General features: G+C 47.5%; 17 protein-coding genes. 11 read left to right on the forward strand and 6 right to left on the reverse strand.

The features are described from left to right. The first annotated feature begins 58 nt into the window (after window positions 1–58). The 5 genes from ACYVGO_RS31610 to ACYVGO_RS31630 all read left to right on the forward strand — a co-directional run bounded on the left by ACYVGO_RS31610 (window position 59) and on the right by ACYVGO_RS31630 (window position 6,342). Window positions 59–1,606 (forward strand): S10 family peptidase, encoded by a 1,548-nt coding sequence (locus ACYVGO_RS31610; protein ID WP_460972735.1) that lies wholly within the window; start codon window positions 59–61, stop codon window positions 1,604–1,606. Continuing rightward, a complete protein-coding gene (locus ACYVGO_RS31615) occupies window positions 1,606–1,857 on the forward strand; it encodes a hypothetical protein (RefSeq protein WP_460972736.1) in 252 nt (83 codons plus the stop codon). The genes ACYVGO_RS31610 and ACYVGO_RS31615 overlap by 1 nt, the downstream gene beginning before the upstream one ends. Before the next feature lie 184 nt (window positions 1,858–2,041). Further along, on the forward strand, window positions 2,042–3,181 hold the full coding sequence (locus tag ACYVGO_RS31620; protein ID WP_460972737.1) for an amidohydrolase: 1,140 nt from the start codon (window positions 2,042–2,044) through the stop codon (window positions 3,179–3,181). Between the two features lie 143 nt (window positions 3,182–3,324). Next, window positions 3,325–5,748: a TonB-dependent receptor gene (locus ACYVGO_RS31625; protein WP_460972738.1), complete on the forward strand. Its 2,424-nt coding sequence runs from the start codon at window positions 3,325–3,327 to the stop codon at window positions 5,746–5,748. A 156-nt stretch (window positions 5,749–5,904) separates the two neighbouring features. Then, complete coding sequence (locus ACYVGO_RS31630; RefSeq protein ID WP_460972739.1) at window positions 5,905–6,342, forward strand: nuclear transport factor 2 family protein; 438 nt, start codon at window positions 5,905–5,907, stop codon at window positions 6,340–6,342. A gap of 235 nt (window positions 6,343–6,577) precedes the next feature. Here ACYVGO_RS31630 and ACYVGO_RS31635 read toward each other — a convergent pair whose 3' ends face one another. Then, window positions 6,578–7,945: a glycoside hydrolase family 88/105 protein gene (locus ACYVGO_RS31635; protein WP_460972740.1), complete on the reverse strand. Its 1,368-nt coding sequence runs from the start codon at window positions 7,943–7,945 to the stop codon at window positions 6,578–6,580. 995 nt (window positions 7,946–8,940) lie between these two features. On the opposite strand from ACYVGO_RS31635, the gene dtd reads away from it, so the two are divergent. The 5 genes from dtd (at window position 8,941) to ACYVGO_RS31660 (ending at window position 13,572) form a co-directional block, all read left to right on the forward strand. Beyond that, window positions 8,941–9,393 (forward strand): D-aminoacyl-tRNA deacylase, encoded by a 453-nt coding sequence (gene dtd, locus ACYVGO_RS31640; RefSeq protein ID WP_460972741.1) that lies wholly within the window; start codon window positions 8,941–8,943, stop codon window positions 9,391–9,393. A 95-nt stretch (window positions 9,394–9,488) separates the two neighbouring features. Continuing rightward, complete coding sequence (locus ACYVGO_RS31645; protein ID WP_460972818.1) at window positions 9,489–10,130, forward strand: O-methyltransferase; 642 nt, start codon at window positions 9,489–9,491, stop codon at window positions 10,128–10,130. A 39-nt stretch (window positions 10,131–10,169) separates the two neighbouring features. After that, window positions 10,170–12,539: a lytic transglycosylase domain-containing protein gene (locus ACYVGO_RS31650; RefSeq protein ID WP_460972742.1), complete on the forward strand. Its 2,370-nt coding sequence runs from the start codon at window positions 10,170–10,172 to the stop codon at window positions 12,537–12,539. A 91-nt stretch (window positions 12,540–12,630) separates the two neighbouring features. After that, entirely contained in the window at window positions 12,631–13,206 is a 576-nt protein-coding gene (locus ACYVGO_RS31655) for a DUF3109 family protein (RefSeq protein WP_142774496.1), read from the forward strand. Window positions 13,207–13,236: 30 nt separating this feature from the next. Beyond that, window positions 13,237–13,572, forward strand: coding sequence for an MGMT family protein (locus ACYVGO_RS31660; protein WP_460972743.1), 336 nt, complete (start codon window positions 13,237–13,239; stop codon window positions 13,570–13,572). An 8-nt stretch (window positions 13,573–13,580) separates the two neighbouring features. Here ACYVGO_RS31660 and ACYVGO_RS31665 read toward each other — a convergent pair whose 3' ends face one another. From ACYVGO_RS31665 to pgi, 5 genes are all read right to left on the reverse strand, one after another. Further along, on the reverse strand, window positions 13,581–14,129 hold the full coding sequence (locus ACYVGO_RS31665) for an NADPH-dependent FMN reductase (protein ID WP_460972744.1): 549 nt from the start codon (window positions 14,127–14,129) through the stop codon (window positions 13,581–13,583). Between the two features lie 18 nt (window positions 14,130–14,147). Further along, window positions 14,148–14,714 (reverse strand): precorrin-2 dehydrogenase/sirohydrochlorin ferrochelatase family protein, encoded by a 567-nt coding sequence (locus tag ACYVGO_RS31670; protein ID WP_142774493.1) that lies wholly within the window; start codon window positions 14,712–14,714, stop codon window positions 14,148–14,150. 59 nt (window positions 14,715–14,773) lie between these two features. Next, window positions 14,774–15,664, reverse strand: coding sequence for a hypothetical protein (locus ACYVGO_RS31675; protein ID WP_142774492.1), 891 nt, complete (start codon window positions 15,662–15,664; stop codon window positions 14,774–14,776). Between the two features lie 167 nt (window positions 15,665–15,831). Further along, complete coding sequence (locus ACYVGO_RS31680; RefSeq protein ID WP_142774491.1) at window positions 15,832–16,695, reverse strand: porin family protein; 864 nt, start codon at window positions 16,693–16,695, stop codon at window positions 15,832–15,834. Window positions 16,696–16,878: 183 nt separating this feature from the next. Then, a complete protein-coding gene (pgi, locus tag ACYVGO_RS31685; RefSeq protein ID WP_460972745.1) occupies window positions 16,879–18,537 on the reverse strand; it encodes a glucose-6-phosphate isomerase in 1,659 nt (552 codons plus the stop codon). A 263-nt stretch (window positions 18,538–18,800) separates the two neighbouring features. Here pgi and ACYVGO_RS31690 point away from each other — a divergent pair, with 263 nt between their 5' ends. Beyond that, the gene (locus ACYVGO_RS31690) at window positions 18,801–20,465 is read left to right on the forward strand and encodes an ArnT family glycosyltransferase (RefSeq protein WP_142774489.1); all 1,665 of its coding nucleotides are present in this window, start codon (window positions 18,801–18,803) and stop codon (window positions 20,463–20,465) included. The last annotated feature ends 3 nt before the right edge of the window (window positions 20,466–20,468 follow it).

Genomic DNA, 20,468 nt, shown 5'->3' on the forward strand with positions numbered 1-20,468 from the left:
AAAAGGGCATTTTGTCTGTTTGTCTTTTACCCGTGCACTCGTCAATCACGTCATATCCATGAAACAAATTTCCTTAGTTTGGCTTACCTGTTACCTCTTTATTACCAGCTCATTCGCACAGAAACCAGTTACTGCCGAAAAGCAACCTCCCAAAGACGAAAAGCCGTCTTCTTTATCCCGTACCTTAAACATTGACTATCAGGTTGTTACCAACGGACAGGTCACAATTAAAGGGCAGCGGGTTCCCTATAAAGCAACGGCCGGTACCATTCCGGTTTGGGATGAAGAAGGCAAACCGGTTGCGGGCGTCTTTTTTACCTACTTCGAGCGCTCCGATGTAACCGATCGAACATCCCGCCCACTCGTCATTTCGTTCAACGGCGGCCCCGGTACCGCATCGGTCTGGATGATGATTGGCTATACGGGCCCGCGTATTCTGAAAGTTGATGATGAAGGCTACCCCGTTCAGCCCTATGGCATCAAAGACAACCCTCACTCAATACTGGACGTGGCCGATATTGTGTATGTTGATCCGGTCAACACCGGATTTTCGCGCCCTGTCAATAAAGATGTTCCGTCGGCGAAATTGTTCTTTGGCGTCAATGCCGATATCAAGTATCTGGCCGACTGGATCAATACATTTGTGAGTCGGTACAACCGGTGGTCGTCACCCAAATACCTGATTGGTGAAAGCTACGGCACGGCTCGAGTGTCGGGGCTGGCGCTGGAGTTACAGAACGCTCACTGGATGTACCTGAACGGGGTCATTTTAGTGTCGCCAACGGGCTTGGGCATCGAGCGGGATGGTCCGGCCCAGGGCGTATTGAAATTGCCTTATTTTGCCGCTACAGCCTGGTATCATAAGGCGCTATCGGCTGATTTACAAAAGAAGGATTTGACGGATTTTCTGCCCGAGGTCGAAGCCTTTGCCATTCAGGAATACCTGCCAGCCCTCGCGTTAGGGGGTTCGCTAAGTGACCAAAAACGGAAGGAGATAGCAGCCAAAGTAGCGCGGTATTCGGGCTTGTCGGAAACGGCGGTGCTACAACAGAATCTGGATATACCTACTAACTTTTTCTGGAAAGAACTGCTTCGGAGTAAAGGCCAGACAGTTGGCCGCCTGGATTCACGCTACCTGGGTATCGACAGTAAAGATGCTGGTATTGGCCCTGAATACAACGCGGAACTGACGTCCTGGCTGCACTCGTTTACGCCCGCCATCAACCTGTTCATGCGTGAAGAACTCAATTACAAAACCGACCTGAAATACTACATGTTCGGCCCTACATTCCCCTGGGACAATACGAACAACCATACCGGTGAAAATCTTCGACAGGCTATGGCCCAGAACCCCTATTTGCACTTGCTGGTGCAATCGGGCTATTATGATGGTGCCTGCGACTATTTCAATGCCAAATACAACCTGTGGCAACTGGATGCTGGCGGCAAGTTAAAAGACCGGATGGAGTGGGAAGGCTACCGGAGTGGCCACATGATGTACCTCCGCAAAGAAGACCTGGCTACGAGCAACGAGCGGCTTCGGAAATTCATCCAGAAAAGCACACCCAAGAACAGCGAACCCGCTAAGTATTCAGGCAGTAGATAATGGAATCTGGCGTAGGTATTTACCTGCGCCAGCAACAAATAATCACTATGGCGAAATTCAAGAAAGTAATAGTCGGCATCCTCATGATGATTGTTTGGGGAGTGATGTTCGCTATGGTTATTCCGATGAAAAGTGGAAAAGGCCAGGTAGCAACGGTACTGATTTGCCTCCTTATCAACAGTGTTTTGGCTGCCTATTATAGCTGTATAGATCGCCAGCCAGCTAGTTTTAAAGAATGGCTTAAGATGTGAAACGAGTCCAGAGAAAGATAATCTAAGTAATGGCGTAAAAAATTTTAACCACAGAGCGGCCCGTCGTTACGGCACAGAGAACACAGAAAAAAACAACATTAAAGTCTCTTTGTTCTCTGTGGTTAAAACCTAATCTTATCTAGGATATTGGAGGTAATCTAGACCTCACACTAATCCATAACCTATGTCTTCACAAATTCCAGATTTCTTTACTCAATTCAGGCACGAGCTTCACCGGTTTCCTGAAGTTTCGGGGCAGGAGGTTGAGACTCAGAAACGTATAAAGGCCTTTGTCAGCCAGTTTAATCCAGTTTCCATCCGCGAAGTGGGCGGAACGGGTTTGTTGCTGCAATACGGTCAGGATGAAACAGGGGCCGTTACGTTAATCCGGGCTGATATTGATGCGTTACCTATTCAGGAGGTTAATCTAGTTGACCACAAATCACAGAACAAGGGCGTTTCGCACAAGTGTGGACATGATGGTCATGCTGCCATCCTCGCCCGATTAGCTTCTTTATTAGCCGAAAAGCCTGTTTCAACCGGCAGGGTGTATTTGCTTTTTCAACCCGCCGAAGAAACGGGAAAAGGAGCCGAAGCGGTTCTGAACGACCCTGCCTTTGCGGCACTTCGCCCCGACCGGGTCTTTGCGCTGCATAATTTGCCCGGTTATCAGGAAGGTACGATTGTGTGTAAACCAGGGTCGTTTACCTCATCCGTTCTCAGCATGCTTGTCTCGTTTACCGGAAAGGTGTCGCATTCTGCAGAACCCGAGAAGGGTCTCAATCCAGCCTATGTACTGGCGGATTTTATGCTGCAAACGAAACAGATACAGAATCCGGAGCCTCAATCCGAAGCGTTTGCGCTGATAACCCCGATTTACACTACTATGGGTGAGAAGTCCTATGGCATATCGGCAGGTTACGGAGAGGTGCATCTAACGCTCAGAACCCGAAATGCGAAACGGATGGAATTGCTAAGAACTCAGCTTTTGGACTTACTGGCGGAGCTCTCTACCGGAAGTGGCATCAACGTTGAAACTGCCTATACAGAAGCGTTTTTCGCCAACGAAAATGATCCTCAGGCGTTCAGTCAAATCAAGGAAAGTGCGCAAAAACTCGGCTATCCATTTATCGAAAAACAGGAACCTTTTAAATGGGGTGAAGATTTCGGGTTGTTTACCCAACAGTATCCCGGCGCTATGTTTGGTATTGGTAACGGAGAAGATTCGCCCGCCCTTCACAACAACAATTACGATTTCAACGATAACCTGATTGAGCCGGCTGCTCACCTATTTTTAGAGCTCATTAAAATTGGCCATTCATAACCACTACATAATTCGTATCAGCCAGAAAAATCAGAAAAGAACTGGTAGATGACAGGCGTTGGCCTCTTTATGTAGTCGTTACGGTTTTAATCTTCCTCTACCAGCCTGATTTAACTATGTTTGTCAGGCTGGTTTACTCAACTATGTATCAGGTTCGTATACGATTGTTCGTACTTCTTCTTTTTGTCGTTCCCGCACTGGCCTTCGCCCAGCCTAGTAAATCAGAGCAGCAGATTTGGATTCGGGGCGCCTTTGTCGATGAGGCTAATAAGCCAATTCCCTTTGCTTCGGTTGCGTTGTACCAGGCCGCTGGGTCGGTTCTGGTAACCGGTGTCGTGTCAGATGAAGCCGGAAAATTTGCCCTTCAGACCAAACCCGGCAGTTATTATCTGAAAGTGACGGCATTATCCTATCAGGATAAGACAATTCCTGATATTAAGGCCGCTAATCAGGATATACAAATTGGCACCCCTGTGCTTAAATCCAGCGCAAAAAAACTGGATGAAGTAACCGTAAAAGGTGAAAAAAGCCAGATGGAGTTATCGCTGGACAAGCGAATTTTCAATGTAGGCAAAGATCTGGCGAACGCGGGAGGTACGGCCTCCGATATCCTGAAAAACATTCCGTCGGTGGCGGTTGATGGGGATGGTAATGTTAGCTTGCGCGGAAGTAACAGTGTCCGTATACTGATTGACGGTAAGCCTTCTGGACTGGTGAGCCTGAAGGGTGGGAGTGGGCTTCAACAATTACAGGGAAGTATGGTTGAGCGGGTTGAGGTAATTACGAACCCATCGGCCCGGTACGAAGCCGAAGGCATGGGTGGTATTATCAATATTGTCCTGAAAAAAGAGCGTAAAGAAGGCTTCAATGGCTCATTCGATATTATCACGGGGAATCCGGCTAATTTCGGAGCGGCCGCCAACGTCAACTATCGACGCAAAAACCTGAATTTCTTCATCAATTATACCGCATCGTACCGAAATACCCCCGGCAGAAGTTCACTCTATCAGGAAGTGTATAGTAACGATACAACCTTTGCGTACCGGCAAAGCTCGACCAGCCAGTTAAAAGGGCAAAATAATAATGCCCGGGCCGGTATCGACTATTTCTTTAACCCCAAAAGTATTCTGACGGCCTCGTACACCTGGCGATTGAGCAAGGGTAAACGCTTTTCCGACATTCAGTACCTGGATTACCGGCCCAACACAAGTGTATTACAAACGATTACAAATCGAACCCAGGACGAGACTGAAACTGAACCCAATTCGGAGTATGTTGTGAGTTATAAAAAAACCTTTGCCCGCGAAGGTCACGAGCTTACCGCCGACGTTCGGTATCTGGATAACTGGGAAAAGTCGGACCAGTATTTTGCTCAGCAAACGCTGTTGCCAACGGGCGCTGTTTCCGGAATTCCTAACACGCTGCAACGGGCTATCAATGATGAAACCGAGAAGCAGCTTTTAGTGCAGGTGGACTACGTTCGGCCTTTTAAAAAAGATGGGAAGCTGGAAGGTGGGCTCCGTAGCAGCACACGGAATATGACCAACGATTACACCGTTATTCAGCAAAATGCCGATGGAAGCTGGTTTCAATTGCCGAACCTGACCAATAATTTTTTGTACGAAGAAAAGATCAATGCGCTTTACGGAATTGTAGGCAACAAGATTCGTAAGTTTTCCTATCAGTTGGGGGTTCGGGCCGAGTGGACGGCCGTGACGACCACCCTGAAACAAACCAACGATGTGAATCCCCGAAGTTATGCCAATCTGTTTCCGAGTATCCATGCCACCTACGATCTGCCTAGCCAGCACGCCTTACAAATTAGTTATAGCCGCCGGGTCCGACGGCCGCAGTACAATGATTTGAGTCCGTTCATGACCTTTAGCGATAGCCGGAATTTCTTCAGTGGAAATCCTGATCTGAATCCTGAATTTACAGATGCCTTTGAACTCGGCCATATCAAATACGTTGAAAAAGGATCGATTAGCTCGTCGATTTATTATCGTTACACCACTGGGAAAATTATCCGGATTCGGCGGGTAAATGATCAGGGATTTTCAACGACCCGCCCCGAAAACTTAGCTACCGAAGACTCCTACGGGGCCGAGTTTGCTGGTTCGTATGCGCTCTACAAATGGTGGAAACTTGATGGCAGTGTCAATTTCTTTCGGGCTATCACGAATGGCGGCAATTTGGATGCAAGCTATCAAAGCGATACGTACAGTTGGTTCACCCGGATGACATCTCGGTTTACCCTCTGGAAAAACACCGATTTTCAGATGCGGGGCAACTACGAGGCTCCGCAGAAAACACCCCAGGGGACCCGGCAGGCCATCGCTACGTTAGACTTATCTGTCAGTAAGGATATTCTCAACAACAACGGCACGCTGGTACTTAATGTACTCGATGTATTTAATTCCCGGCGGTACCGATCCATTACTGAAGGCGCTAATTTTTATACAGAAAGCAGCTCGCAGGGACGGTTACGTCAGATTAACCTAACGTTCAATTACCGACTTCACCAGGCTAAAAAGAAAATGAAAGAGCCGGGAGAAGGAGAGTTTTAGGTTATAATATGCTGTTAGCAGGCCTGTAGTCAACTTCTATGTACTACAAAATAACTTTCAGTTAACACTACGGTAAAAAATTTCGATTTTTGCGTTTTCAAAGTATGGTTGCCTAGGTAAGGCAATTCTAACGAAACCAAGAAATACGTTCTAATCATGTACACAAAAATTGTTGCGCTTACACTTATTGCTTTTTGTAGTCTCTCATTCACAGGTAGTTTTAATCAAACAAAAGATCAGACAGCTGTTGGCCAGGCTGTTGAGCAACTACGTTTGCTGATGATTTCGCCCGACAAAGCCAAGTTAGAAGCCATTGCCGCCGATGAATTAAGTTATGGGCACTCAAGTGGAAAAATAGAGGATAAAGCGGCTTTTGTAGAAGCCCTTACAAGCGGTACATCCGACTTTGTTAGTATCGAGCTAGTTGATCAAACGATTTCGGTCACGGATAACACGGCGCTGGTACGTCATAAATTGATGGGAGAAACACTTGATAATGGTAAGCCAGGTCAAGTGAAACTAAGCGTGCTACAGGTGTGGATCAAGCAGAAAGGAAACTGGAAGCTACTCGCCCGGCAAGCTGTAAAAATCTAATTAGTTAGCCTGGTACACTAAATAAGCCCATCAGATATCTGGTGGGCTTATCCTATAACAAACCTATGATAAAACGTATTGTACAAATATACGCCCGTTTTTTTTGGCTAACTCTCCTGAACTCACCTGCTTGATTTCCAAATAACTATTGTCAGGTATATTCAGGAGTAGCCAGGTCCTGTTTAGTGCATTATGCTGCTGCTGAGCTGTTTCGCACGAACTGATTAGGTTGTACTTATTTCTTTTGCGTCAATTGCAGTGAACTGTCATTGATTTCAAACGGATATTTCTTCAGCAGGTTAATCACCTCAGCACCCGCTAACAGTGCTGGTCCATACCCGTGTGCTGCATATGGATTAATAGGCCGGTGGTAGTAAAACGCCGGATCGAAACCCATACCAGTACCTACACAAACGCCTTCAACCTGCCCTGCCTGAGTAACCTTGGTCGCTACGGCATTCCAGCCCAATAAAGTAGCTGGTGCGTAGGCTAGCGGATCGAGCCAGCCTTTATTAATAGCTCGTGCGAATGAATACACATAAATGGCCGTAGCGGATGTTTCCAGATACGAATCGTTGCGATCGAGTAGCTGGTGCCAGAAACCCGAACCAGACTGTTGGGCGGCTAAGCCTCTAGCATGAGCTCGGAGCAACTCCAGAATAGCGGGTCGGCCGGGGTGGTTTTCCGGTAACACGTCCAGCAATTCAACCGCAGTCAGAATCCCCCAGCCATTGGCACGGCCCCAGTGAAACTCTGGATGTACCGTCATCCCCTCAACCCATCCATGCATATACAGCCCTTTTTGGGTATTAAACATCCGTTTGGCAAATTGGGTAACCTGTTTAACGGCCTCATCGTAGTACTTGTTGTCGCCAGTGAGTTTGCCCATCTGCGCCAGCGCCGGAACGCTCATAAACAAATCGTCGAGCCAGAGCGTATTCGGTTGCGGACGATTACGGGCTAGGGTGCCATCGGCTAAGCGAAATTCTTTCGTCTGTATGTAGTTTATATAGTTATCGATCATGGGCCGCAGATCCGTTTTTATGCCTCCTGCCCGGCTCGCTTTGATCATAGCGGCACACATGGCTCCGGCATCATCGAGCGCGTGCGGTGCCAGTACCGAGCGCATGGGTGTATTCGCCTTAGGATCAGCCAGAACCTGTGCCCGGAAGTACGGAAGCTGGTCCGCAATAAACTGGAGCCGTTTATTGGTATAGTCGGCATAGCGGGCGTCGCCGGTGGCCTCACTGGCTAGCAACATACCTGCATAGGTAACCCCCCATTCATAGCTGATGAGCCGAAAATCGCCGGGTTTAAAAATGGCATTCGGGTTGAATACACCCCCTGAAGGGATGTTTTTCTTCGTCTCCCTGTCAATGAGCTGTGTAGGCGTATTGGCATCCAGATAAGTATAGATCCGGCGAATTACACCAGTTACGTCTTCGATTTTAGGCTGGCCATACGGCACCGGGTAATCAGGTTGTAGCAGGTGTAGCGGTGTGGTGGAGTCATTGGCTTTTGGCGCACCAGGCTGGGCCTGAAGGGTAAGACTACTACCTAACAATACCAGAAGCAGTAGTGTACGGGGGGAGGAGGTAAGCATAAATAAGTTGGTAAAAGAATATAGAGTTAACAAATATTACAAAACTCTTTTGGTCTTCTATCATGCACTCTCCTGTGTGGGTATAGTTTGAACCAGCACATGTAGCGCCAGCTCATTGTCAGGTTAACTTTCTTACCAATGTTGAATGGGGGATGAGCCAATAAAGGGTCGACTGATGGAATCGAGCTAATGTAATCCTGTGGCTGAGCAATAAGCTATTGCCGTGATTATAGATAACGAGCTGGGGCTCTCACTATTCATGTATTTACAGTAAGAATTTGCCTAAAAAAGCTAGTTTAGAGTAAATACAAACCATGTGTTGAACTACTGGCAATTTGCTATAAGTCAGAGCCTATAAGAACAGGATATGGACTAAAAATAAGTGGCTATGTGCTAAGTTTATCGTAAAGAACTAAAGTGCCGATTGAAAAATCGAATACCGAAATAAATATAAAGTACTAAGGCTGTTGTTCCCAATAAAGCTTCGGTGGTGGTGTGGCTATATACACCATTCATATAGCTCTGTATCCACTGAATAAGGGCTAAGGAACACCCAATAAATAGAGTAAAAGCTCCTAGTATAACTAGCAATATCAGTAATTTTCTGCTCATTTTTTTGTCTGTCGAAGCGAGTTGATCGTACATAACCCAGCTATGACATCTACTTTAGTGTAAAGTTTAAAGAGGATTTTAAAAATTTAGTTAATCACGTAAAACGAGTAGATAAAACGAAAATTAAAAATCCTCTATTTTGATTAGAGCGCGCAAGTTAGAGAGTTTTTAATGAATTAGTTTGTAAAGTTAGTTACTAAATAACTCTACATAACTTTAATTGAAGGTATTTACCCTTTCAAGCTTTCTATACTATCCGATTCCATGGCGTTCTCAATAAGTTTAACCAGTTTTAGTCGCTGTACTCGAAAACTAGTGAGTATCAGTAAAAGGGAAATATTGTTTTAGTAAACGGTTCTCATGAACCAGCCTTATTTTTTACGATGATTGCAGTTATTCAACGCGTTTCACACGCTTCGGTTAGTATTGATAATCAGCTTAAAGGCCAAATCGAAACCGGCTTTTTAATTTTACTGGGTATTACCCATGCCGATACGCGCGACGATGTAGATTGGCTTAGCCGGAAAGTAATTGGTATGCGAATTTTCAATGATGCCGATGATAAAATGAATCTTGATTTAGCCGCTGTTAATGGAGATATCTTACTCATCAGCCAGTTTACGCTTCATGCCAGCACCAAAAAAGGGAATCGCCCTAGTTTTATTGAAGCCGCACGCCCAGACGTAGCCATACCCCTGTATGAAGCGATGATTACACAATTAGAGGCTGATCTGGGCAAACCAATCCAAACCGGATCATTCGGGGCTGATATGAAGGTCTCCTTACTCAATGATGGACCGGTTACTATTTTAATAGACTCGAAAAACCGGATTTAGTCTAGTTAGATTACCGATTTATGCTAGCTATACGTTACTTTTACTGAAACCAGCCCTTGCCTGTCTCCCAAATGGAGTTACAGGTAAATAGCCGAATGGATTTTTTGCCCGCCAACATAAATGCGTATGCGGAAGCGTCGACCTCGCCCGAAAGCGAGTTGTTGTATCAGCTTAACCGAAATACCCGCGCTCAGATTATGGCCCCCCGAATGCTGTCGGGGCATATGCAAGGCCGCTTTTTATCGATGATTTCGTGGATGATACGCCCGCGTCGAATTCTCGAGATCGGTACGTATACTGGCTATTCAGCCCTTTGTTTAGCCGAAGGATTAGTGGATGACGGCCTGTTGATAACAATCGATCATAACGAGGAACTCGAAGATTTTGCCCGATCTTACTGGCAAAAATCACCCCTGAATGATAAAATTGATTTTCGGCTCGGTTTGGCAATGGATATAATTCCAACGCTCAACGAAACGTTTGATTTGGTGTTTATCGATGCCGATAAGCGTAATAATTCGGCCTATTTCGATCTGATTTTCGACAAGGTGAGACCTGGCGGGTTCATGCTGGCCGATAATGTATTATGGAGTGGCAAGGTTGTTGAGTTGGTAAAACCATCGGATCTTGACACTCAGTCGGTGCTGGCTTTTAATGAGAAAGTTCAGAACGATTCGCGCGTGGAAAATGTGCTGTTACCCGTACGAGACGGGATTATGATGATACGAAAACGATAAGTGCGATTGACAAAATGAGCCGCCGTAGCGGTATAATTTATGAAAAAACGAATGCGTGTCCTATCCCTACTTTTCCTGTTGACAGGCTTCATGGCATCGGCGCAAGTAAGCGTACCAACGGTGCCGGAACAACTAACGTTTGCTGATATTTCGGTGCAGTTGGACCCCGATGCCCGACGTATTGTGCAGCAGGATGTGAATGCACTGATGGCAAACCGGCAATACTGGACGGCCAAACTTGATAGGGTGGTCCTCTATTTTCCGATGATCGAAGCCATCCTGATCGATGAAGATGTACCCACCGATTTTAAATACCTCGCCGTTCAGGAAAGCTCACTGACACCCGATGCAGTATCGTCGTCGACGGCTGTGGGATACTGGCAGTTCAAACGCGAGACGGCCATGGATAATGGTATGCGAGTAGATGACACAGTAGACGAGCGGAAGAGTATTACAGGTTCTACCCATGGCGCAGCTAAATACCTGAAACGAAGTAACTCACAATTTAATAACTGGGTAGCCTCCCTCTATTCCTATTACCTGGGCGCAGGGGGTATTGCTAAATTAATTCCGCCCGATTGGTCGTATGCTCGTGAAGTTGCCCTGGATGGTCGGACAGATCGCTATATTCTGCGGTTCTTTGCCCATAAGATTGCGATCGAAAATGCCTTACAAACCCACCAGACCAGCAATCGATTTGCGTTGATCGAGTATCCAAATGGGGGAGGTAAAACCATGAAGGCCATTGCCGACGAGTTAAGCGTCGATGAGTTTGAGCTTCGGAAGTACAACCGCTGGGTACTCGGCGATGCTGTACCAACCGACAAAGCTTATGTAATGGCGGTTCCAGTCGTGAGCAACCAAATCAACGATGTGCGTCAGAAAATCGTGAATGTTGGTGCTAAAAAGACCCCCGATTTTGTTCAGAACGACGTGGGTTTTCCGGTTTTACGACGAGTTACAACGGGCTTGAGTAGCAAAAACGATCCCATCTTGTTCGAGATCAATGGCTTGCCGGGTATTCAGGCGCAGGCTGGCGATAATGCAGCATCGCTCTCCCGAAAAGCAAAGATCAGCCTGTCTAGTTTTTTGCGCTACAATGATATGAGCGATCGGGATGTGGTAATTGTCAATGATGTGTATTATCTGGCCAAGAAACGCAAAAAAGCGCTGGTACCTTTTCACACCGTTCGTGACGATGAAACGGCCCGGAGTATATCGCAGCGCTACGGCATCCGGCTGAAGAAATTGATGCGCTATAACCGCCTGGATCGAGTCCAGAAATTGGCCACGGGTCGGGTAATGTGGCTGCGCGAACGCCGACCCAGTAATAAACCGGTCGAAATCATAAATGCGCCAACTCCGCCTGTTTACGATCAGACACCAACACCTAGCCGGGCGGATGTGGCCGCGAATACGCCATCTTCAACCGGTGGAGTCCCTCGCCCGGTAAACGGCAGCGATGGTGTACCCCGTAACCCATCAGAACGGAAACTGTACCAGCCGAAGCTGGTAGGTGGTGGCGTAACCCCGAACGATGGCACGTCTGAACCCGCAACGGCTCCACCAGCGCGTCCGGTTTCGCAGCCAACAAATAGCCAGCCCACAAACAGTCGGTCAGTACCGGCTGCCAGTACGCCTACAGGTACTAATGATGGGTCGCAGCGCGTCGTGATCGTACGTACGCCGGATGGCTCGCAACCAACGAAAACAGTACCGGTGGCTACCATGCCTGAACCGGATAAAACCGCTGGTTCGACTTCACCAAAAACAAATGCGCCCGACACCTATGCTACTACCCAACGTCCTAAACCGACTCCCGCTACCGATATTGATATGGGACGACCTGAAACGGGCAAGTACGAGGGGCCACGTGAGCAACAGGCTGATGGTTCATTGACCGTTCCGGGCGCAGTTCCACCAACGAAAGCACCCCCTCGCCCGGCTGCTAAGGTAGATTCCCGGCCAACGGCACCCGCTACGACAATGTCGGAACCCAAGCCTGTTTCTCCAACTACGTCGGTCGCGAACCGTTCCGCCACGACACATACCGTAGAAGCCGGGCAAACGTATTACAGCATCTCAAAACTATATGGATTAAGTGTTGATGAGTTATTATCGCTCAACAACCTGACGTCGAATGATAAGCTTGAAGTTGGCCAGCAACTTGCCGTAAAACTCACCCCCGGAGGCCGGGTTGTTCAGCCATCACCTTCGGTTAAAGCAGTACCTGCATTGACTTCCCCGTCGGCGGTAACCTATCATACCGTGGCAAAGGGCGAAACAATGTTTCGGATTACCCAAATCTATGGCGTAACCATCGAGCAGATACAGGCCTGGAATAACCTGCCAGATGTTGGCGTTAAAGTGGGGCAGAAAATTAAGATTCTAAAAAAAACTAATGAATAATGTAAAATGGAAAATGTAAAGTGTAAAACCGCCCGCCGGAAATGGGTCTTACGTTATTCATCTTACATTCTCCATTTTACATTTACATGCTATGATTCTGATTGATACCACCTGCATCAGCGACGACGTTGCTGAAAAGTTCTTCGTCTGCAACCTTGATAAATGCAAAGGAGCCTGTTGTGTTGAGGGCGACATGGGGGCCCCGCTGGAAGGTGATGAACCCGCCATTCTTGACCGGATTTACGACGATATAAAGCCCTACCTCTCACCCGAAGGTATTCGGGTCATCGAGCAGAAAGGCGGCTACGAGCCCGATGAACATGGTGGCTTTGTTACAAACACCGTTGGTGGGCGGGAGTGTGTTTATGCAACCTGGAACGACAAGGGCATTCTAAAATGCGGTATTGAAGAAGCCTATAACGATGGTAAAGTTGATTGGAAAAAACCCATCTCCTGCCATTTGTACCCCATTCGGGTTACTAAATACGAATCATTCCATGCATTGAATTACGACCGTTGGCCTATCTGTAGCCCTGCCTGTAGTTTCGGTGAACAATTGAACGTGCCCATCTATAAATTTGTCCGGGAAGCTCTCATTCGGGCCTACGGGGAAGAGTGGTATGACCGATTGTCGCAGGCAATTGACGAGAAAAACGAAGCTAAATAAGCTAGTTCTTGATTCTATTCGTTCACCGCAATGCCTGAACAGCGCGATTATTTTGAGGAGGTCTATGACGTTGTCCGCTTAATACCAAAAGGACGAGTGACAAACTATGGCACAATTGCCCGTTACCTAAGCCTGCGTGCGGGTGCCCGGATGGTGGGGTGGGCTATGAACGGGTGTCATAACAGGCCCGACGTTCCCGCTCATCGGGTGGTCAACAGCGTTGGCGTGTTATCAGGCAAACATTTTTTTGGAGAACCGAATGGTATGCAGCAATTACTGGAAGCGGAGGGGGTTCGGGTGGAGAATGATAAGGTCGTTGACTTTAAAACGCTTTTTTGGGACCCCTCAGTTGAGCTGGCGTTGTAGGCGTGTTTTTAGGCGATCGTACTTCGGTTTTGGACTGCTTCAATCAATGTATCAATCACATCGCGCAATTCCTGAGTCAGAATCGGGTCTGTTACCTGCCCAGTTACATCTAACTTCGTCCGTACAAACGGTATGCTGAGTGATGCTTTTTCGGGTAAGTTCGCGGTTAACACGTCCATTGTGTGAACGAGTGCTACGTGTGCCCGAGAGCCACCTGTGTCTGATGGGCCAGCACTAATTACACCAACGGGTTTGTACACGAACTCACCTGACGAGGCAATCCAGTCGAGCATGTTTTTCAGAACACCGGGCATACCGTGTATGTATTCGGGTGTGCAGATAATCACGGCATCGGCTTCCCGAAGTTGGTTGCGTAGAGTCGCTACCGCTTCAGGTGCCGGATCAATGTCGCGCTCAGGGCTGAAATGGGGGAGATTATCGAGCCCGTTGTACAAAGTGACGGTTACGGTTGGGGGAGCTAGTTCGGCAACAGCCCGTAAAATCGATGTATTGGTAGAGGCTGCCCGAAGGCTACCGGAGATCGCGAGAATATGCATATGTGTTGAGGTTCGTACTCAGCGCAACACCCTGGTGATCTCGTTTAGTTTCTCCATTTTCTGGACAAAATCACCTTTGAGCTGGTTGCGGATGGCTGTCAGGTTATCTAGTGTTTCCTGTAAGCTATCGGGTAGAATCTCTTCCAGAACTTCTCGGAATCGTTTGGCGAAGGTCGGTGATTTGCCGTTGGTTGAAATGGCAATTTTTAAGTCGCCTTTTTTGACAACTGAACTCAGGTAGAAATCGCATAAATCGGGCGTGTCGGCTACATTAACCAGAATTCGCCGGATTTTGCAATCAGCCTGTACCTGCTTATTAACTGCTTTGTCGTTAGTTCCGGCAATGACTAAATCAATGTCTGATAAATAGATCTCGTGGTAGGGCTCCTGGATCAGTTGCACTTTTGGACTCTGGCGAGCCATCTCCCAAATTTCGTCCCGTATCTCAGGGGCTACAAGCGTAACCCGCGTCTCTGGCGAATTACCCAGCAGCGCCGTGAGTTTTTCCAGACCAACATAACCACCACCCACAATAAGCATATGCAGGTTTTCGGCTTTAACGAAAATAGGGAAGAGGGTATTCATAGGTTAGTTGGTAAGTCGATAAGTCAGTAAGTGGCTGACTTATCGACTTACCAACTAACTTAAAACTTAAACCCTAGGTTCACGCCCAGAATCCGGCGTTTGCTATTACCACTAGCCAGCACATCGGCAAAACCATAGTGGTACACAAAATCCAGCATAATTGGGCCCGCATCAAAGCCAAGGTTGACCAGACCATTGATGGTTGCCGCCTGAAAATCGGCGTTGCCTAAGTTAAAATCATTTTTATCCGTACCCAACGGTGTAGCGTATTCAGCACCAAGCGCCAGCCGAACTGCCGACACACCCCGGTCAGACTGGGCCAGTTTTACACCAACATAAGCTGGAATGTGCAAATACCGCTGGTCAATGTTAGCCGTAATATCACTAACACCATTTACCTGACCATCGCCTGGTTTAAAGAATTGCGAACTGGATGCCAGATATTCCGCGCCAACCTGACCGTAAATTCGGCCACCACCTCGTACCAGGAAGCCTAACTGATAACCTAATCGGCCGGTCAAGTTTTGGCCGTCTACGGTTTCACCCTCAAATCGGGTTGAGTTAGCACCTCCATAAATGCCAAATGTAAAGTGCTTATAATTTTCGCGATGCTCCTGCCGCTCAGATACCTCCTGGCTCCGCTGTCCATCTTCAAACCCTTCATCATACGCCTTGCTTAGATCCCGCTCATCGAACTGGCGATTATCGCCAATACGTCCTTGGTAGCGATTGTCATAGCGGGGGTATTCTTCATTTCGGCGATTGTATTCGCGCCGTTCGTCAATCGTGTTATTGAATCGTCGTTCATCCTGCCGTTCGTAACGTCGTTGATCGCGGTTATCGTTTCGGTTGTAATCGTACCGGTCATTGTACGAATTCTGTTGCCCTAATACGATACCTGTACTGCAAACCCCTGCCAGGAGCAGAGCTGTTTTAGTTAATGTTTTCATAACCTGTTGAGTTGAGTAAATGAATGCATAGATTCAGTCTTAAAACCGTTCTATGCAAAGGAATGTTTGGGTAATCATGTTTAATAAGTCACCTTAAAAGGCAATAATCATAAGAAAAGCCGCCCCTGTTGAAAGAGCGGCTTCCCAAATAGCGTGACAAAACAGTGTTAGAATTTAAAACCAACACTGGCGCTCAGAATCCGTCGTTGCGAACCTGCAAAGCCCGTTGTTGTCGTGCTTCCGTTAGTTGGATTCTTAATAGAATCGCTGAGACCATGGTGGTAAGTCAGGTCAATGAGCAGTGGACCAATATCAAATCCTAACTGAGCCAATGCATTGAATGTACCACTTTTAATCTCAGCATTAGTCAGGTTAAACTTACCGCTGCTGGAGCTGATACGATTGGCATACTCCAAACCAGCCTGCAACCGAATGGCAGATAATCCCCGATCCGATTGTAGTAACTTGTAGCCAATATACAGAGGGATTTGAACGTACTGAATGTTGATCTGGTCCTGAATACTAGCTGCCGACTGACCGTCTCCTCTTGTAAAGTAGTTTGAGCTCGACGCAAAATATTCACCGCCAATTTGGCCAAACAACCGGCCACCACCGCGCACGAAAAAACCAGCCTGATAGCCTATCCGTCCTGAAATATCGCCACCGGTATTAACGCTTTCACCTTTGAATTTGGTGCTGTTTAAGCCCGCATAGATACCGAACACAAAGTTTTTGTAATCGCCTGCCTTGGTACGAGCCGGACGGTCAGTTGAGTACGTTTCGGTTGATGTAGTGGTTGTGGTACCATCAGTAGCCATGGTGTTCGTTGAATAGGTTCCATTGGTTGTTGAGGAATTGCTATTCATTGAATTGCTGTTATTCATCGAGCCCGTGCTGTCCGTTGTCATTGATGACGAGTAGGATGAATTCGTTGGTGTACTCGTTGTCGAATACGTAGGAGTTGTGGTCTGGGCATTCGCAAGGCCAATACCACATAGGCAAGCTGCCAGAAGTGAGAATTGCTTTTTCATAACTTGTTCTCTCGTTGAGTGTATAAATGAAAATAGGGCGTAATCTAGATTACACCCCATTAACAGGCCGTTGCCAGCCAATGTTTTTAATTATTTTTATTTTAATGAATAGAGCGTCGCCGGGAACATAGAAAAAATAGGCTTCAATAGCTCTGTGTTCTCTTTGGCTCTGTATTCAGTAAGCTACTGCGTTCGCATAGTTTTGAATGCATTCATAAGTCCGTTTGTCGAGCTGTCGTGCGTGCTAACGGGGGCATCATCCTGCAACTCGGGCAGAATGCGGCTAGCTAATTGTTTACCCAGTTCAACACCCCATTGATCGAAGCTGAAAATGTCCCAGATTACGCCCTGAGTGAAGATTTTGTGCTCGTACATGGCAATCAGGCTACCAAGCGTGCGAGGTGTCAGCTTCTTAAAGAGAATGGAATTCGTAGGGCGATTTCCTGAAAACATCTTGAAGGGTGTCAGCGCTCTAATCTCGTCTTCGGTCTTGCCTGTTTTACGTAATTCCTCGGCCGCTTCAATTTCTGTTTTGCCGTTCATCAATGCTTCCGTTTGTGCGAAATAATTAGCCATTAAAATTTTGTGGTGCTCGCCGATAGGCCGCTGGCTAATGGCAGGAGCCAGAAAATCGCAGGGAATCAATTTGGTGCCCTGATGAATTAGCTGGTAAAACGCATGCTGACCATTGGTGCCGGGTTCGCCCCAGATAATCGGGCCGGTTTGGTAGTCGATGGGATGGCCCGCCCGATCAACCGATTTGCCGTTACTTTCCATATCGCCCTGCTGGAAGTACGCAGCAAAGCGATGCATGTATTGGTCGTAGGGAAGGATAGCCTCGGTTTGCGCCCCAAAGAAGTTATTGTACCAGATACCCACCAGACCGAGAATCACGGGAAGGTTCTGATCAAGTGGCGTATCATGGAAATGGAGGTCCATGGCATGGGCACCCTCCAGCAATTCTTCAAATTTATCGAAGCCAATATAGAGCGCAATGGAGAGCCCAATGGCCGACCAGAGCGAATACCGGCCACCAACCCAATCCCAGAAGCCGAACATATTATCGGGATCAATGCCGAATTTCTCAACGTCTTTCTGGTTGGTGGAAAGCGCTGCGAAGTGTTTCGCGATGGCGGCTTCGTCTTTTGCGGCATCCAGAAACCACTGCCGTGCCGTTTGGGCGTTGGTCATGGTTTCCTGCGTGGTGAAGGTTTTCGATGCAATCAGGAACAGCGTCGTTTCGGGCCGGACGGTTTGCAGGGTTTCGTAAATATGAACACCATCTACGTTCGACACGAAATGCACCCGTAATTTTTTATCATCGGCGTAAGGCTTCAGGGCTTCGGTTACCATAACGGGGCCCAGATCGGAGCCACCAATGCCGATGTTCACGACGTCGGTAATGGCTTCGCCGGTGTAGCCTTTCCACTCGCCCGACCGTATCCGCTCGGTGAATGATTTCATGTGATCCAGTACCGCGTTTACATCAGGCATAACATCCTGACCATCTACCAGAATCGGTGTATTGGAGCGATTGCGCAGAGCAATGTGCAGCACGGCCCGGTCTTCTGTCCGATTGATTTTGTCGCCCGAAAACATCTTGCCGATGGCTTTTTTTAGCTCAGCCTGTTCCGCTAGTTGAACAAGCAGACTAAGCGTTTCGGCAGTAATGCGGTTTTTTGAAAAATCGAGCAGAATTTCCTCAAACTGGCGCGTGAAGGTTGTAAACCGCTCCGGATCTTCGGCAAACAGGTCGCGCAGATGGCGATCTTTCAGGCCATCGTAGTGAGCTTGCAGGTGGGCATAAGCCGGTAAGTCGGTAAATCGGTGGTTGGCGAGCATACGTTTCAGGTTTACAGTAGTCGGATTATGGTAGTCTGTTTTCGGGATATGGCATTCGGGTTACAGTATGGCCCTTGTCTTGACGTCCCTGTGGACACACGAGTCATCGCATAAACTGAATACCGTAAACCGAAAACCACAACTTGACTACCTATTTTAACTTGTCGGCGCGAATATCGTCAATCCCGGCAATCTTTTTTCGGCTATTTTTACGCGCCTTTTCCTTTCGGGATCGTTGTTTTTTGACATCAATACGTTCATTAATGAATCAAAAACTTTTCTATTCGCTGGTACTGACTGGTTTGGGGATCTTATTCTTCATCCCGTTTTTGGGGGGTGTTCGATTATTTGACTGGGACGAGATCAATTTCGCCGAATGTGCCCGCGAGATGATTGCGATGGGCGACTACTTGCATGTTCATATTGATTTTAAGCCGTTTTACGAGAAGCCACCCTTGTTTTTCTGGCTCCAGTCTATGATGATGAACCTCTTCGGCATCAATGAGTTTTCGGCCCGCTTGCCGAATGCCATTTGTGGTATCATTACGCTGGTGTATCTCTATCATATCGGAAAGAAACTGCATGGGCATCGTTTCGGGCTGCTATGGTCGCTGGCGTATCTGGGATCTGTACTTCCTCATCTTTATTTCCGATCGGGCATAATCGACCCTTTTTTCAATCTATTCATTTTCATCAGCCTGGTCAACGTAATTTTTGCGTCCTGGAAACGCGAACGCTTGGGCGGTGCTATGACCGTACCCAAAAGCGACTGGACATATATTCTTCTGGGGGGCACAGTACTCGGTCTGGCTATCCTAACTAAAGGGCCGGTTGCTTATCTTATCGTAGGACTAGTGCTTCTTACGTATTGGATGCTGAACCGTTTCCGGTGGTTCATTACACCGCTGCAATTTCTGGCATTTACGGCAGCCGCTTCGGCAGGGTCACTATTGTGGTATGGACTCGATATTTACCTGCACGGTCCAACACTGGTACGCGAATTTGTGGCGTATAGCATCCGGTTGTTCAGTACTCCCGATGCAGGCCATGTTGGTTTTCCGGGCTATCATATTATTATTTTACTGGTAGGTTGTTTCCCCGCATCGATCTTCGCTATCCGGGCGTTTGGAACGCTGTTTATCGAGCGTAATTATCAGCGCGAGTTTCGCCGGTGGATGCTAATTCTGTTCTGGGTCGTGTTGGTTCTGTTCAGCATTGTGCAGTCGAAAATTGTGCATTACTCTTCGCTGTGCTATTTCCCACTCACGTACTTTGCCGCGCTCACGCTTCTGCAACTGGAGGATCGGAAAATTCAGTTTAACAACTGGATGCGAGCTGGTTTGCTGGTGATTGGCGGCATTTACGTGGCCGTTATTGTTGGCATACCTTATCTAGCACACCGGATGGATATCGTAAAGGCAGCGGCCGATCAGGATGCGTTTACACAGGGTAATCTGGATGCCAAAATTGACTGGACGGGTTGGGAAGCGTTGCCGGGCGTATGGTTGATTATTGTTCTGGCGTTGGCCTTAATCTGGTATAACAACCGGGAAATGGCACGTGCTTCGCTGATGCTGTTCATTGGTATGGCGGTGTTCATAACCCTGACACTCTGGTTTTTCATTGGCCGGATTGAAGGAATTTCGCAGGATGCAGCCATGCGCTTTTTTGAACGGGCGCAGGGGCAAAATGTATACGTAAAAACCTATGGTTACCATAGCTACGGGCCTTATTTCTACACGCTCAAACCTCCTGTTACCAACCCCAATTACTACAATGATGAGTGGCTTTTGCGGGGACGGATCGACAAAGATGTGCTCTTCATTCGCCATTCTTCCGAGCAGCCAACCCTGCTCGATTCGCTACCTGATGTGAAGAAAACAGGCGAAGAAAACGGCTTTGTTTTTTACCGTAGAAAGGCGAAATAGAAT

It is taken from the genome of Spirosoma migulaei, assembly GCF_054776855.1.